The sequence below is a fragment of the Enterobacter sp. 200527-13 genome, from assembly GCF_027924865.1.
In the GTDB taxonomy this organism is placed as follows: domain Bacteria; phylum Pseudomonadota; class Gammaproteobacteria; order Enterobacterales; family Enterobacteriaceae; genus Enterobacter; species Enterobacter ludwigii.
In genome coordinates this window covers 195,141-209,660 of record NZ_BSCM01000007.1, presented here as the reverse complement: position 1 = coordinate 209,660, position 14,520 = coordinate 195,141, and the positions used below count along the sequence as shown (strand labels likewise).

The 14,520-nt window shown below is 54.6% G+C and carries 18 protein-coding genes; 3 read left to right on the top strand and 15 right to left on the bottom strand.

What is annotated here, in order from left to right:
• From QMG44_RS19820 to fkpA, 9 genes are all read right to left on the bottom strand, one after another.
• Positions 1–158, bottom strand: a 158-nt coding sequence (locus tag QMG44_RS19820; protein WP_227507214.1) for a GTP-binding protein, incomplete at its 3' end; no start/stop codon positions are given.
• Positions 159–227: 69 nt separating this feature from the next.
• Positions 228–2,342, bottom strand: a complete 2,115-nt coding sequence (fusA, locus tag QMG44_RS19815; RefSeq protein WP_014171904.1) for an elongation factor G — start codon at positions 2,340–2,342, stop codon at positions 228–230.
• Positions 2,343–2,438: 96 nt separating this feature from the next.
• The gene (rpsG, locus tag QMG44_RS19810) at positions 2,439–2,909 is read right to left on the bottom strand and encodes a 30S ribosomal protein S7 (RefSeq protein ID WP_003861706.1); all 471 of its coding nucleotides are present in this window, start codon (positions 2,907–2,909) and stop codon (positions 2,439–2,441) included.
• A gap of 96 nt (positions 2,910–3,005) precedes the next feature.
• Positions 3,006–3,380, bottom strand: a complete 375-nt coding sequence (gene rpsL, locus QMG44_RS19805) for a 30S ribosomal protein S12 (protein ID WP_000246815.1) — start codon at positions 3,378–3,380, stop codon at positions 3,006–3,008.
• Positions 3,381–3,504: 124 nt separating this feature from the next.
• The gene (tusB, locus tag QMG44_RS19800) at positions 3,505–3,792 is read right to left on the bottom strand and encodes a sulfurtransferase complex subunit TusB (RefSeq protein ID WP_014171906.1); all 288 of its coding nucleotides are present in this window, start codon (positions 3,790–3,792) and stop codon (positions 3,505–3,507) included.
• Positions 3,793–3,799: 7 nt separating this feature from the next.
• A complete protein-coding gene (tusC, locus tag QMG44_RS19795; protein ID WP_047355657.1) occupies positions 3,800–4,159 on the bottom strand; it encodes a sulfurtransferase complex subunit TusC in 360 nt (119 codons plus the stop codon).
• Positions 4,159–4,545, bottom strand: a complete 387-nt coding sequence (gene tusD / locus QMG44_RS19790) for a sulfurtransferase complex subunit TusD (RefSeq protein ID WP_086532956.1) — start codon at positions 4,543–4,545, stop codon at positions 4,159–4,161. Before tusD ends, tusC begins: the two co-directional genes overlap by 1 nt.
• Entirely contained in the window at positions 4,545–5,267 is a 723-nt protein-coding gene (locus tag QMG44_RS19785; protein WP_014171909.1) for a transcriptional regulator, read from the bottom strand. Before QMG44_RS19785 ends, tusD begins: the two co-directional genes overlap by 1 nt.
• Before the next feature lie 165 nt (positions 5,268–5,432).
• Positions 5,433–6,242 carry an FKBP-type peptidyl-prolyl cis-trans isomerase gene (gene fkpA, locus QMG44_RS19780; protein ID WP_281853258.1) on the bottom strand — a complete coding sequence of 270 codons (810 nt, stop codon included), beginning with the start codon at positions 6,240–6,242 and terminating at the stop codon, positions 5,433–5,435.
• A gap of 237 nt (positions 6,243–6,479) precedes the next feature.
• Between fkpA and QMG44_RS19775 the strand changes: the two genes are divergently transcribed.
• Positions 6,480–6,698, top strand: coding sequence for a protein SlyX (locus tag QMG44_RS19775; RefSeq protein WP_020884603.1), 219 nt, complete (start codon positions 6,480–6,482; stop codon positions 6,696–6,698).
• A 54-nt stretch (positions 6,699–6,752) separates the two neighbouring features.
• Here QMG44_RS19775 and slyD read toward each other — a convergent pair whose 3' ends face one another.
• From slyD to kefG, 4 genes are all read right to left on the bottom strand, one after another.
• The gene (slyD, locus tag QMG44_RS19770; RefSeq protein WP_014171912.1) at positions 6,753–7,343 is read right to left on the bottom strand and encodes a peptidylprolyl isomerase; all 591 of its coding nucleotides are present in this window, start codon (positions 7,341–7,343) and stop codon (positions 6,753–6,755) included.
• Between the two features lie 94 nt (positions 7,344–7,437).
• Positions 7,438–7,638 carry a YheV family putative zinc ribbon protein gene (locus QMG44_RS19765; RefSeq protein WP_013099038.1) on the bottom strand — a complete coding sequence of 67 codons (201 nt, stop codon included), beginning with the start codon at positions 7,636–7,638 and terminating at the stop codon, positions 7,438–7,440.
• A 13-nt stretch (positions 7,639–7,651) separates the two neighbouring features.
• A complete protein-coding gene (kefB, locus tag QMG44_RS19760) occupies positions 7,652–9,457 on the bottom strand; it encodes a glutathione-regulated potassium-efflux system protein KefB (RefSeq protein ID WP_020884602.1) in 1,806 nt (601 codons plus the stop codon).
• Positions 9,457–10,008: a glutathione-regulated potassium-efflux system ancillary protein KefG gene (gene kefG, locus QMG44_RS19755; protein WP_020884601.1), complete on the bottom strand. Its 552-nt coding sequence runs from the start codon at positions 10,006–10,008 to the stop codon at positions 9,457–9,459. The genes kefB and kefG overlap by 1 nt, the downstream gene beginning before the upstream one ends.
• A 138-nt stretch (positions 10,009–10,146) precedes the next feature.
• On the opposite strand from kefG, the gene QMG44_RS19750 reads away from it, so the two are divergent.
• Together QMG44_RS19750 and QMG44_RS19745 are read left to right on the top strand one after the other, a co-directional pair.
• A complete protein-coding gene (locus QMG44_RS19750; protein WP_020884600.1) occupies positions 10,147–12,051 on the top strand; it encodes an ABC transporter ATP-binding protein in 1,905 nt (634 codons plus the stop codon).
• 15 nt (positions 12,052–12,066) lie between these two features.
• Complete coding sequence (locus QMG44_RS19745; protein ID WP_014171916.1) at positions 12,067–13,017, top strand: LysR family transcriptional regulator; 951 nt, start codon at positions 12,067–12,069, stop codon at positions 13,015–13,017.
• Here the strand turns inward: QMG44_RS19745 and mdcH are convergent.
• Together mdcH and QMG44_RS19735 are read right to left on the bottom strand one after the other, a co-directional pair.
• Complete coding sequence (gene mdcH, locus QMG44_RS19740; protein ID WP_086532957.1) at positions 13,006–13,902, bottom strand: malonate decarboxylase subunit epsilon; 897 nt, start codon at positions 13,900–13,902, stop codon at positions 13,006–13,008. The genes QMG44_RS19745 and mdcH overlap by 12 nt on opposite strands.
• The gene (locus QMG44_RS19735; protein WP_047954759.1) at positions 13,902–14,519 is read right to left on the bottom strand and encodes a malonate decarboxylase holo-ACP synthase; all 618 of its coding nucleotides are present in this window, start codon (positions 14,517–14,519) and stop codon (positions 13,902–13,904) included. Before QMG44_RS19735 ends, mdcH begins: the two co-directional genes overlap by 1 nt.
• Position 14,520 lies beyond the last annotated feature (1 nt).

The window sequence follows — 14,520 nt, the reverse complement described above, 5'->3', positions numbered from 1 at the left end:
GCGTTATCGATCTGGTCGAATGCACGAGCAGAACCACCGTAGGTTTTAGCCAGAACGGTAGTGATTGCAGCGGTCAGGGTAGTTTTACCATGGTCAACGTGGCCGATAGTACCAACGTTGACGTGCGGTTTTGTACGTTCAAATTTTTCTTTAGACACGGCTATATTCCTTACTATAGTGCTCTCCCCTTCGGAGAGAGCACGGGACTTAGGTTTTAATCCTGTGGATTACTTACCACGGGCTTCGATAACGGCCTGAGCAACGTTGTTAGGCGCATCATCATACTTCAGGAATTCCATGGTGTATGATGCACGACCTTTGGTCAGAGAACGCAGCTGAGTTGCATATCCGAACATTTCAGACAGCGGAACTTCAGCATGGATCTTAACGCCAGTTACTTCGGATTCCTGACCGCGCAGCATACCGCGACGACGGCTCAAGTCACCGATAACGTCACCGGTGTTCTCTTCAGGAGTCTCTACTTCAACCTTCATGATTGGCTCAAGCAGAACTGGTTTTGCTTTCTTAAAGCCTTCTTTAAAGGCAATAGACGCAGCCAGTTTAAACGCCAGTTCAGAGGAGTCAACGTCGTGGTAAGAACCGAAGTGCAGACGGACACCCATGTCAACAACCGGATAGCCAGCCAGAGGGCCCGCTTTCAGCTGTTCCTGGATACCTTTATCAACGGCTGGGATGTATTCGCCAGGAATTACACCACCTTTGATGTCGTTGATGAACTCGTAACCTTTAGGGTTAGAGCCCGGCTCCAGTGGGTACATGTCGATCACAACGTGACCGTACTGACCGCGACCACCAGACTGCTTAGCGTGTTTACCTTCAACATCGGTAACTTTCGCACGAATCGCTTCGCGGTAAGCAACCTGAGGTTTACCCACGTTCGCTTCAACGTTGAATTCACGCTTCATACGGTCAACGATGATGTCCAGGTGCAGTTCACCCATACCAGCGATGATGGTCTGGTTAGATTCTTCATCAGTCCATACGCGGAATGATGGGTCTTCTTTCGCCAGACGGCCCAGAGCCAGACCCATTTTTTCCTGGTCAGCTTTGGTTTTTGGTTCAACCGCGATGGAGATTACCGGCTCAGGGAATTCCATACGCTCCAGAATGATCGGGTGATCCGGGTCACACAGGGTGTCACCAGTAGTCACGTCTTTCAGACCGATTGCTGCAGCGATGTCGCCCGCACGAACTTCTTTGATCTCTTCACGTTTGTTAGCGTGCATCTGTACGATACGGCCAAAACGTTCACGCGCCGTTTTCACGGAGTTCAGGATGGTGTCACCGGAGTTAACCACACCAGAGTAAACGCGGAAGAAGGTCAGGTTACCCACGAATGGGTCGGTAGCAATTTTGAACGCCAGTGCAGAGAACGGCTCTTCGTCGCTTGCGTGACGTTCAGCCGGAGTATCTTTACCGTCGTCCAGGATGCCGTTGATCGCAGGAACGTCAACCGGGGATGGCAGGTAATCAATTACCGCATCCAGCATCGCCTGAACACCTTTGTTCTTGAATGCAGAACCACAGGTTACCAGGATGATTTCGTTGTTCAGAACACGCTGACGCAGAGCTTTTTTGATCTCTTCTTCAGTCAGTTCTTCACCACCCAGGTATTTCTCCATCAGCTCTTCAGAAGCTTCAGCAGCGGATTCGATCAGGTTCTGGTGCCATTCGTCAGCCAGGTCCTGCATCTCAGCTGGGATATCTTCGTATTCGAAGGTAACGCCCTGGTCTGCATCGTTCCAGTTGATGGCTTTCATTTTCACCAGGTCGATAACGCCGGTGAAGCCTTCTTCAGCACCAATTGCCAGCTGCAGCGGAACAGGGTTCGCGCCCAGACGGGATTTGATCTGACCAACAACTTTCAGGAAGTTAGCACCCATACGGTCCATTTTGTTAACGAACGCGATGCGTGGAACTTTATATTTGTTCGCCTGACGCCATACGGTCTCAGACTGTGGCTGAACACCACCAACTGCGCAATAAACCATTACCGCGCCGTCAAGAACACGCATGGAACGTTCTACTTCGATGGTGAAGTCAACGTGCCCTGGGGTGTCGATGATGTTAACGCGATGCGGTTCGTACTGCTTAGCCATACCTGACCAGAATGCAGTAGTCGCTGCGGAGGTGATAGTAATACCACGCTCCTGCTCCTGTTCCATCCAGTCCATGGTGGCTGCGCCGTCATGAACTTCACCGATTTTATGGTTTACACCGGTGTAGAACAGAATACGTTCGGTAGTAGTGGTCTTACCGGCGTCGATGTGCGCACTGATACCAATGTTACGGTAACGTGCGATGGGTGTTGTACGAGCCATTTGATTCCTCGTTTGTTTCTTTAGGCGTTCAGTTAAGTAACCCAGGACGGGCAGCTTCGCTGAAGCGCCCGCCTGGTGACTAATACTCCGAAGGGATTACCAACGGTAGTGTGCGAACGCCTTGTTGGCTTCTGCCATACGGTGAACGTCTTCACGTTTCTTAACTGCAGTACCTTTGTTTTCTGCAGCATCAGAAAGTTCGTTCGCCAGACGCAGAGCCATGGATTTATCACCGCGTTTACGAGCAGCTTCAACGATCCAACGCATTGCCAGAGCATTACGACGAACCGGACGAACTTCAACTGGAACCTGATAAGTAGAACCACCAACGCGGCGAGACTTAACTTCTACAGTCGGGCGCACGTTGTCGAGAGCGACTTCGAAAGCTTCCAGTTCATTTTTACCAGAGCGCTGAGCCAGGGTCTCCAGCGCGCTGTATACGATTGCTTCTGCAGTAGATTTTTTACCATCTACCATCAGGATATTTACAAATTTTGCCAGCAGTTCTGATCCGAATTTCGGATCTGGAAGAATTTTACGCTGACCAATGACGCGACGACGTGGCATGGGAATACTCCGTTGTTAATTCAGGATTGTCCAAAACTCTACGAGTTTAGTTTGACATTAAGATAAATCAGTTTGGCCTTACTTAACGGAGAACCATTAAGCCTTAGGACGCTTCACGCCGTACTTGGAGCGAGCCTGCTTACGGTCTTTAACACCTGAGCAGTCCAGCGCACCACGAACGGTGTGGTAACGAACACCCGGAAGGTCTTTAACACGACCGCCACGGATCAGGATCACGGAGTGCTCCTGCAGGTTGTGACCTTCACCACCGATGTAGGAAGTCACTTCGAAACCGTTAGTCAAACGCACACGGCATACTTTACGCAGTGCGGAGTTTGGTTTTTTAGGAGTGGTGGTATATACACGAGTACATACGCCACGTTTCTGCGGGCAGGCTTCCAGTGCAGGCACGTTGCTTTTTGCAACTTTGCGCGCACGTGGTTTGCGTACCAGCTGGTTAACTGTTGCCATTAAATAGCTCCTGGTTTTAGCTTTTGCTTCGTAAACACGTAATAAAACGACCTCATACAATATGAGGACGCGAAATTTTAGGGCTACGTCGAAAAGGTGTCAAGAAATATACAGCGATCTCGGATCACCAGTTCATTTGACTGGCGTGCGTCACAGTAAGATTGACGAAATCAGTATAGCCAACCACGTCAATTTTGGCTGAAATTTGACCAGAAAGACCTCGCGCCTCAAGATCGTCTTTCAGCGCAGAGACGGATATGGGGGCATTGCTGAGAATTTCAACGAAACGACTCCCTTCAAGCGCAGCCAGTACGCCATCCTGAATCAGCAGCAGGTCATCACCTTCGCGCAGCATGCTCAGTAATGCGTCGATATCACAATGCCACGGTGAACGGCTCAGGGTATGGAGCATGTCAGCCTCAGAAATTCAGAACAGTGTCGTAATGGGAAAGTTGGTTGCGCAGCGCGTCGGCCGGAAGGAGTGTGACATCCAGCACGAAAGACGTCTTATCGCTCAGACCGCGCGCAGCCAGAGAATCAGCGCAGACAAAAAAGGTTTCAATGTCGTAAAGCGGCAGCACTTTAAAGGTCGCGATGTAATCCCGCGCCAGAATAGCCTGCGGCTGCTGGCCCGCCAGAAGCTGAAACACGCCATCCCCTAAAAAGAAGACACCGATGTCTTCGGTCAGCGCTGATGTTGCGAGCAACGCATCCAGCCCTTCTCTGCCGGACGCACTACCGTGCGGAGCAGATGAAAAAACAAACGCCACGCGTTTCATCAGAATTGCACCACTCTGTCGCAGGTTAACGCAGCCTGTGCCAGTGCGCCCAGACCGCTCAACGAAAACCCCGGCTGCAGGTTGGCCCCTGGCAAGCCAAGACGTTCAGCTTCGGTGGCATCGGTCACGCCGCGACGCAGGGCTGCCGCCACGCAGATATGCAGCGCAACTCCCCTTGTCTCGTTCAGCGTCTGCCAGGCGCGCACCAGATCAAATTCATCGCTGGCCGGTGAGGTAAACTGGTTGGCGTTATACACCCCTTCCCGATAAAAGAAGACGCTCACCAGCTCATGTCCGGCAGCCAGTAACGTATGCGCAAACTGCAGCGCGCTGCTGGCCTGCTGAGTACCATACGCCGGGCCTGTCACCATCAGCGAAAAACGCATTACTTGTCTTGCCCCTGGAAATCACCGCTTTTGAACTGGCGGATGTAGAGGTAGACCGTATGCTTGGAAATGTTCAGGCGATCGGCCACCTGGTTAATGGCGTCTTTGATGTCAAAAATCCCTTTCTCATAGAGATTCAGCACGATCTGACGATTCTTGGCGTTGTTCGATACGTTGCGATCGGCATTCACCTCTTCGATAGTGAACTCAAGCGTCTGCGTCACCAGATCTTCAACCGAGGAGGCAAAGTTAACTGAGGAGCCAACGTCCGGCGTTTCAGGCGGTATGAAAGTGCTCATGATTTGCGAGAACGGCACATCAAGGTTCATGTTGATGCACAACAGACCGATCACGCGATGCTCGCGATTTCGAATCGCGATGGTTTCTGATTTCATCAGTACGCCGCTTTTGGCGCGGGTGAAATAACATTTGGAGACGCTGCTGTCCGCGCCGGTCATGTCATGCAGCATACGCAATGCAAGGTCGGTGATTGGCGAACCAATTTTACGGCCAGTATGCTCACCATTAGCAATGCGGATGGCGGAACACTTAAGATCTTGCAGGGAGTGCAATACGATTTCGCAGTGGGACCCAATGAGCATCGCTAACCCGTCCACTACCGCCTCGTAGGATTTCAGAATATCGAAGTCGGTCTGGTCGAAAGGACGTTGATCCAGTAAATCAAGTTCACTGGTTTCGTTGGTTAAAAGCGACCTGGACATGAAAAAAACACTCCTTTTCAGGAGCCTGTCGTTAGGTTTTCAGGGCAGGCTCATTATCTACACGGACAACTAAATTAATACAGCGTGCATAACGCTTTCCAGTGTTAATTATATCTGCCCCACAATAAAAAAACCGCCGCCTTAAAGGCGGCGGTTTTCATTCCATTACTTCTTCGCGTCTGTCGCAGCTTTCTGTTCTGCCTGCGCTTCTGGTTTCGCATCAGCTTTCGGCGCTGGCTTGATGTCCAGCAGCTCTACGTCAAAGACCAGGGTAGAGTTAGCAGGGATACCTGGAACGCCGGTTTTGCCATATGCCAGATCCGGTGGAATAACCAGTTTGATCTTGCCGCCTTTCTTGATGTTTTTCAGACCTTCAGTCCAGCCTGGGATCACACCATCCAGACGGAAGGAGAGAGGCTCACCACGGGTGTAAGAGTTATCGAACTCTTTACCGTCGATCAGCGTACCTTTGTAGTTAACCACGACAGTATCGCTGTCTTTAGGCGCGTCACCGGTACCTTCTTTCTCAACTTTGTACACCAGACCCGTAGAGGAGGTTTTCACGCCCTTCTCTTTAGCAAAGGTATCGCGGTAGGCTTTGCCTTTCGCTTCGTTGTCTTTTGCATCCGCTTCCATCTTAGTCTGAGCGGCACCTTTCACACGTGCTTCGAACGCCTGCAGAGTCTGTTCAATTTCCTGGTCAGACAGTTTGCTCTTATCTGCAAATGCGTCCTGAACGCCCGCGATCAGCTGAGCTTTGTCCAGTTTAATGCCCAGTTTCTCTTGTTCTTTCAGAGAGTTTTCCATGTAACGACCCAGAGATGCGCCAAGTGCGTAGGCGGATTTCTGGTCGTCATTTTTGAACGCCGCTTTGCTGTCTGCAGTTGCAGCAGTATCAGCAGCGAAGGACAGCGGCGCGTTCAGCGCAACAGCCATCGTCGTCGCCAGCAGCGTTACTTTAAACAGTGATTTCATCCATATCTCCAGGGCCTGGGGACTCTCACCCCAGCGTTAAACGTAAATGAGTTACGTACTATAAAACGTTGCGGAAGAAATCTACAGACAGACTCTCCCGATTCTCGCCACTTTTCAGACTATTTTTGTTTAAATAAGTTTCTTGCCAAGGGGATAGATACTGAACTTAAGGATAAACTCAGTTAAACTTCGCCGCCGCTGGCCGATTGTGGTTAATGAGATACAACGAGGTGAATGATGAAGGACACAATGTTAGAAGCGAGAATGGCTGAGCTGGAAAGCCGCCTGGCTTTTCAGGACATCACCATCGAAGAGCTAAACCAGACCGTGACCGCACATGAACTGGAAATGGCGAAACTGCGGGATCTCATGCGCCTGCTGACGGACAAACTGAAGGCCACACAGCCGTCACATATTGCCTCTCAGTCAGAAGAGACGCCACCACCTCATTATTGAGGCGTAAAAAAAGCGGGATTATTATCCCGCTTTTTTATTTTCCGCATAACGGAATTAGTGGCAACCGCAGCCGCCGTTACCGCAACCACCTTTACCGTGGTCGTGACCATGGTCGTGATCGTGGCCGTGACCACCGCAGCAGCCGTCGTGGCCGTGATCGTGGTCATGGTCGTGACCGTGCGCACCGTGAACGTGGCCATGAGCCAGCTCTTCTTCGGTCGCTTCACGGATCGCAACAACTTCTACGTTGAATTTCAGGTTCTGGCCAGCCAGCATGTGGTTGCCGTCAACCACAACGTGGTCGTCTTCCACTTCAGTGATTTCAACAGGAACCGGACCCTGGTCAGTTTCAGCCAGGAAGCGCATGCCAACCTGCAGTTCGTCAACGCCCATGAACACGTCTTTAGGAACGCGCTGCACCAGGTTGTCGTCGTACTGACCGTAAGCGTCGTTCGCGCCAACAGCAACGTCGAATTTGTCGCCAACGTCGTGACCTTCCAGCGCGTTTTCCAGGCCGGAAATCAGGGAACCGTGACCATGCAGGTAGTCAAGCGGCGCACTCACCGGAGACTCATCAACCAACACACCGTCTTCTGTACGTACCTGATAGGCCAGGCTGACCACCAGGTCTTTTGCTACTTTCATGATATCTCCTGAGCAAGGGAAAATTGCTGGCGCAGATTGTAGCGGAAATCTGCACCCGTGTACCCTTTAGCTTAAAAAAACTCAGGGCATATCGCTAGTCCGGATGAAAAATCCCGATAACTTGCTCTTCTTTGCGAACATGATCGCGGGCTTCTTTATCCGCCTCGCGCATCTGATGGCCGCACTTAACACACTCTACGACATCAATATTATTTTCCCGCCACATCGCCAGCGTATCTTGCGCCTGGCAGCTCGGGCATTTTGCGCCCGCAATAAAGCGTTTACGTACAGCCATCTTTCGTTACCCTTTATTCAAATTCATCCCAGCCATCGAGCTGGCGTCGTTCCTGTTGCATCTCTCGCTGGAAAATCTCTTCCAGCTCGCGACGCGCTTCCCGCACGCGGGAGATCTGCGCCGTATCAGAGTGTACCGGCATTAATTCGCGCAGCATTCGCATGTCCAGCCGGCGAAAATGCATCTGGGCCCGCTGAGCCTGATGGGGATGCATGCCCAGCGAAATCAGCGCTTTACGCCCCAACTCCAGCGCACTGGAAAATGTCTCACGGGAGAAGTGTTTCACACCTGCCTGCAGCAGTTCGTGCGCTTCAACACGTCCACGCGCACGCGCCAGAATATGCAGATGCGGGAAATGCTGCTGACACAGTTCCACCAGCTTCATCGTATCTTCCGGATCGTTGCAGGTAATCACGATGGATTCTGCTGCTTCTGCCCCCGCTGAACGCAACAGTTCGAGCTGGGTCGCGTCGCCGTAGTACACCTTGTAGCCGTATTTACGCATCAGGTTCACCGCGCTGATATCGCGCTCCAGCACCGTAATGCGCATTTTGTTCGCCATCAGCAGACGTCCAATCACCTGCCCAAAGCGGCCAAAGCCCACCACAATCACCTGCGGCTTATCATCCTCCACCCATGGCATCTCATCTTCATCCTCTGTCGGATTTAAGCGTCGCGAGAGCAGCTTATCCACCAGCCTGATGAGCAGCGGGGTGGTCATCATCGACAGCGTGACCGTCACCAGCAACAGCGCCATCTGATCGTCTTTAAACAGCTTCTGGGAGGAGGCGGTGGAGAACAGCACGAACGCGAACTCTCCGCCCTGACTTAAGACGCTGGCAAACTGCATGCGCTCGGAACTGCGCAGCCCGTATATCCGTGCCATGACGTACAGCACCAGCGTTTTTACCGCCACCAGCACAACAACGCTCATCACCACCCACAGCAGATGGGTATAGAGCACGCCCAGGTTGAGCGCCATTCCCACCGAAATAAAGAACAGCCCTAACAGCAGCCCTTTAAACGGATCGATAGCCGTTTCCAGTTCGTGACGATATTCGCTTTCGGCAAGGAGCACCCCGGCGATAAACGTACCGAGCGCCATCGACAGCCCCAGCGCGTCCATAAACAATGCCGAGCCCAGCACCAGCAGCAGCGTCGCGGCAGTAAACACCTCGCGCACGCCAGAAGCGGCAATAAAACGAAACACCGGCCGCAGCAGGAAACGTCCGCCAATCAGCATGCCGGCGAAGGCCAGCACCTTCATGGAGATTTTGACCCAGTCAAAATGATCGTCACCGGAGCCTGCCAGTAACGGCACCAGTGCCAGCGCCGGGATCACGGCCAGGTCCTGAAACAGCAGTACCGAAAAGCCCAGCTGTCCTGCCTCGTTGCGGTTCATCCCTTTGTCACGCATTAACTGCAGCGCCATCGCTGTCGACGACATCGCAAGACCTATTCCGCCGATCACCGCCGCCTGCCACGAGAAGTTGGTCAGCATTAACAGCCCGGCCAGAATCGCAGCACTGAACAAGACCTGCGCCGCCCCCACGCCAAATATCGATCGCCGGAGCTGCCACAGTTTTGACGGGTTCAGTTCGAGGCCAATGATGAACATCAGGAAGACCACGCCCAGTTCAGAGAAGTGGAGAATTTCATCCACATCGCTGATGAATCCCAGCCCCCAGGGGCCAATGGCGATCCCGGCCAGCAGGTAGCCCAGCACCGCGCCAATGCCCAGCCGGGCGGCCAGCGGAACCGCCACCACTGCGGCAAATAAAAACAGCACGCCGGCCAGGAGTAAATTCGATCCTTCCATTAGCGACCTCCCGCCGATATCGGTGATGCCAGCCAATCGCCATACGCTCTGGCATGGCTCGCCAGCGCTTCAGGCTTCTGGCGACGCGCCCAGTAGACAATAATCGGGCTCATCCAGTGCATGCGGCACATCGCGGCCGTCAGCTCAAACGGCCGCAGGATATCGCTCATGGGATAACGGTTAAGACCGTCGTGGCGGTAAGCGCTCTCTGGCTCACCGGTCGTAATGACACTGCGCCAGTACTTTCCCGCCAGCTGGTTGCCCCCCACCCCGCTGGAGAACCCCCGGCTCAGCACACGGTCCAGCCACTCTTTCAGCAGTGCCGGACAGCTATAGGTATAAAGCGGATGCTGGAACACAATTACGTCATGCTGACGCAGCAGTTCCTGCTCGTAAGGAATATCAATAAAGAAATCAGGATAGTGCGCGTAGAGATCGTGCACCGTCACATTGCTGAGCTGAGTAGCCGGCTTAAGCAGAACCCGGTTTGCCACCGAGTCCTGAGATTCCGGATGGGCATACAGCAGCAGCACTTTCGCTGTCTGAGACATCACTCCCCTCCCGGTTCTGTTTCTGTTTTTGTGTATCGTCGTTGTTTTGGGCTACCATGGCGGCCCGGTGCGGAAAATGGCCCACACCTTACATTATCATAATGACAAATTAACATAGTCGGAACATACGGCGCTTCTATGATTGTTTTCTCCTCGTTACAAATTCGCCGCGGCGTGCGCGTCCTGCTGGATAACGCCTCCGCCACCATCAATCCCGGTCAAAAAGTGGGTCTGGTCGGCAAAAACGGCTGCGGAAAATCGACCCTGCTTGCGCTGCTGAAAAACGAGATTAGCGCTGACGGCGGTAACTTTACCTATCCGGGCAACTGGCAGCTTGCCTGGGTAAATCAGGAGACGCCTGCCCTGAGCGAACCCGCTCTCGACTATGTTATCGACGGCGATCGTGAATACCGTAAGCTGGAAGCTGAACTGAACGCCGCCAACGAGCGTAATGACGGTCATGCTATCGCCACCGTCCACGGTAAGCTGGACGCCATCGACGCATGGACCATTCGCTCCCGCGCCTCCAGCCTGCTGCACGGTCTGGGTTTCAGCAACGAACAGCTTGAACGCCCCGTCAGCGACTTCTCCGGCGGCTGGCGTATGCGCCTTAACCTGGCGCAGGCACTGATTTGCCGTTCCGACCTGCTGCTGCTTGATGAACCCACTAACCACCTCGATCTCGATGCGGTTATTTGGCTGGAGAAGTGGCTCAAGAGCTATCAGGGCACTCTGATTCTGATCTCCCATGACCGCGACTTCCTCGACCCGGTGGTGGATAAAATCATTCATATCGAACAGCAAAGCCTGTTTGAATACACCGGCAACTACAGCTCATTCGAGCGCCAGCGCGCGACGCGCCTTGCTCAACAGCAGGCGATGTACGAAAGCCAGCAGCAGCGCGTGGCGCATCTGCAAAGCTTTGTTGACCGCTTCAAGGCAAAAGCGTCTAAAGCCAAGCAGGCCCAGAGCCGCATCAAGATGCTGGAACGCATGGAGATGATCGCCCCGGCGCACGTCGATAACCCGTTCCATTTCAGTTTTCGCGAGCCCGAGAGCCTGCCAAACCCACTGCTGAAGATGGAAAAGGTGAGCGCTGGCTACGGCGATCGCATTATTCTCGACTCCATCAAGCTCAACCTGGTGCCGGGTTCACGTATTGGTCTGCTGGGGCGTAACGGCGCCGGTAAATCGACGCTGATTAAACTGCTGGCGGGCGAGCTTAACCCGGTCAGCGGCGAGATCGGCCTGGCAAAAGGCATTAAGCTTGGCTACTTCGCCCAGCATCAGCTGGAATTCTTACGCGCGGATGAATCGCCCATCCAGCACCTCGCGCGACTGGCGCCGCAGGAGATGGAGCAGAAGCTGCGCGATTACCTTGGCGGCTTTGGCTTCCAGGGCGATAAAGTCACCGAAAACACCGAACGTTTCTCCGGCGGCGAGAAAGCGCGTCTGGTGCTGGCGCTTATCGTCTGGCAGCGTCCGAACCTGCTGCTGCTCGATGAGCCTACAAACCACCTCGATCTCGACATGCGTCAGGCGCTGACCGAAGCGTTAATTGAGTTTGAAGGCGCGCTGGTTGTCGTCTCGCACGATCGTCACCTGATCCGCTCCACAACGGACGATCTCTATTTAGTGCACGATGGCAAAGTCGAGCCGTTCGATGGCGATCTGGAAGACTACCAGCAGTGGCTGACGGACGTGCAGAAGCAGGAAAACCAGCCGGACGACTCGTCGAAAGATAACGCCAACAGCGCCCAGGCGCGTAAAGACCAGAAGCGCCGTGAAGCGGAACTGCGTACTCAAACCCAGCCGCTGCGTAAAGAGATTGCCCGTCTCGAAAAGGAGATGGAGAAACTTAACGCTCTGCTGGCTACCGTTGAAGAGAAGCTGGGCGACAGCGGTCTGTATGACCAGAGCCGTAAGGCGGAACTGACCGACTGCCTGCAGACACAGGCGAAGACGAAATCCAGCCTCGAAGCGTGCGAGATGGCGTGGCTGGACGCCCAGGAACAGCTGGAAGCCATGCTGCAGGCCGACTAAATCCCCGGGAGGGTTATGAGTTTCGATATCACGAGCGACATTACATTTCGTAAACTCAGCATCTTCATGACCTTTATGGAGAAGGGCAATATCGCCCGTACCGCCGAAGCGCTTGGCCTGAGCGGCGTTAGCGTGCACCGCGCGCTGCATACTCTCGAAGAAAATGTGCGCTGCCCGCTCTTTACTCACAAAGGTCGCAATCTCATTGCGCTGCCTTCGGCCTGGACGCTGCTGGAATATTGTCAGGAAGTGATGCAGGTAATGGCGCGCGGGCTGGAAGAAGCGCGCAAAACGGCCGGCGTTGGCCAGGGACGACTGCGCGTCGGCACGCTCTACTCGCTGACGCTGGAAACCGTGCCACGCCTGATTATGGGGATGAAACTGCGCCGTCCGGACCTGGAGATGGACCTGACGATGGGCTCTAACGAGACCCTGTTGCGTATGCTGGACGACGGTTTGCTCGACGCCATCCTCATCTCTATTTCCGAAAGCGATATCGACCGCAACAGTCTGGAAGTGCTCCCCCTGTTCCATGACGACATTTTTCTTGCCGCACCGGCCTCTGCCACGCTGAACACCAGCGGGCCTGCCGACTTACGTGATTACAAAGACCAGAAGTTTGTCGCGCTGTCGGAAGGGTTTGCCACCTACGCCGGGTTTCAGGAGGCGTTTCATATTGCCGGTTTCGAACCGGAAATCGTCACCCGCGTAAATGACATTTTCTCGATGCTGAGTCTGGTGCAGGCGGGCGTGGGCTTTACGCTCATGCCAGGCAGAATGAAGAAAGTGTATGAGAACTCAGTACAGCTACTGAAGCTGGCCCAGCCGTATCAGATGCAGCAGTTGATTGCCATTGTGTTTGCCCGCAACCGCGAGCAAGACCCCAGCCTGCGGGCACTGGCAGCCGAAGGGCGAATGTATGCCCGCAGTATCGCCACCGACCCTGCGCAGACCCTACCGCTGTAGCCGCTTAGCCAGGTGTACCGCCACGTCAACACCACTGCGCTCCAGCGAAACTGACTCCCCTTCCCAGGCCGCCTGACGCGTCAGGCAGGTCAGTACTCCGCCAGGTGGCATTTCAATCGCCAGCCGAGCTTCACGCTCGTTGGCAGAAATCACCGCTTCCTGCCAGCGCACCGTGCGCGCCATATTCATCGCCAGATCGTCCGCGATTTTCTCAGGCGTCCAGAGCACGCGTCCTGTGCTGCCGCTCAGGTAAGCACAGCGCGGGCGTGTGAGCGTGACGGATGTGAATGCCTCCACCAGCTTGTGCGCCGGCTCCGCCAGCAGTTCGCAATGGGAAGGCACGCTGACGGTCAGCCGATGCGCCTTATTAGCCCCTTTTGCCAGCGCGCGTTTCGCCACCTGCCCCATCCCCTCATCGGTGCCGGCGATCACAATCTGCGTTTCCGCGTTCAGATTGGCGATATACGTTCCGGTGCCTTCCAGCAACGCTTCAACCTGAGGCAGGGTCAGACCCATTATCGCGGTCAGGCCATAACCGTGCGGATAGGCTTGCTCCATGAGATCGCCACGCAGCGCGACCAGCTTCAGCGCGTCGGCAAATTCCAGCGCACCGGCAATGACCGCGGCCGGATACGCGCCAATAGACAGACCGCTGACGATATCCGGTGCCACGCCGCGTTGTTCAAGCTCACGCGCCCAGGCAACACCGGCAATTAACAACGAAAGCTGAACGGCTCGCGTGTGGGTTAACGCTGCCGCGGTATCCAGCATATCGACTTCGCCACCCAATACCTCGCGGGCCTGCTCCAGCGTCGTGCCAGGCAGGTTTTGCAGCATACCGGCATGCTGGGTGCCCTGCCCTGGAAAGGTAAACAGTATTTTCATCACTCCTCCCTGTGCCACGGGTCCGCCACCAGACGTGGCCCACGGCGGGTTTTCAGCAACGTTTTGCCGTCGCGCAGCCACTCCGTCAGCGCAAAGCCGCCTTCAGGGGTGTCGACCTGGGTGTCTGCCCGACATAACGCGCGGCTGAGCTGTGACGCCCAGACACGAAAAGCGTCAGCCGACAGAGGCTGAGGGGCTCGCACCAGCAAATCGAGATCGCTGTCGGCATGAATGACCGGGATACCGGTCGCCAGGGCGTAGCCCGTGCTGCCCGTAATTCCCCACGTCCACGGCCATGACTGCTGAGAAAGTTGCAACGCCACCTGAACCGGTGGCTGAGTCACAAACGGTGAACGCAGAAGATCGGCGGTCACGCTCAACGCCTCGGGTGAGACCACCCGCACGACGTTGTCTGGCTTCACCCAACCGGCCGCCCGCTGGTCGCGGCGTAAACCGCGTACGCCAACGGGAATACGGCCAGCGTTATCAACATCACGCCGCACGACCACCGGTAAACCGGTATGCCATACCGCATCCACCCAGTCGTCGGTGATACCTTCCAGCGCATCACGCGCGTTAAGCCAGATGAGGTCGTGAGGGCGTAATGTTGTGGTCATG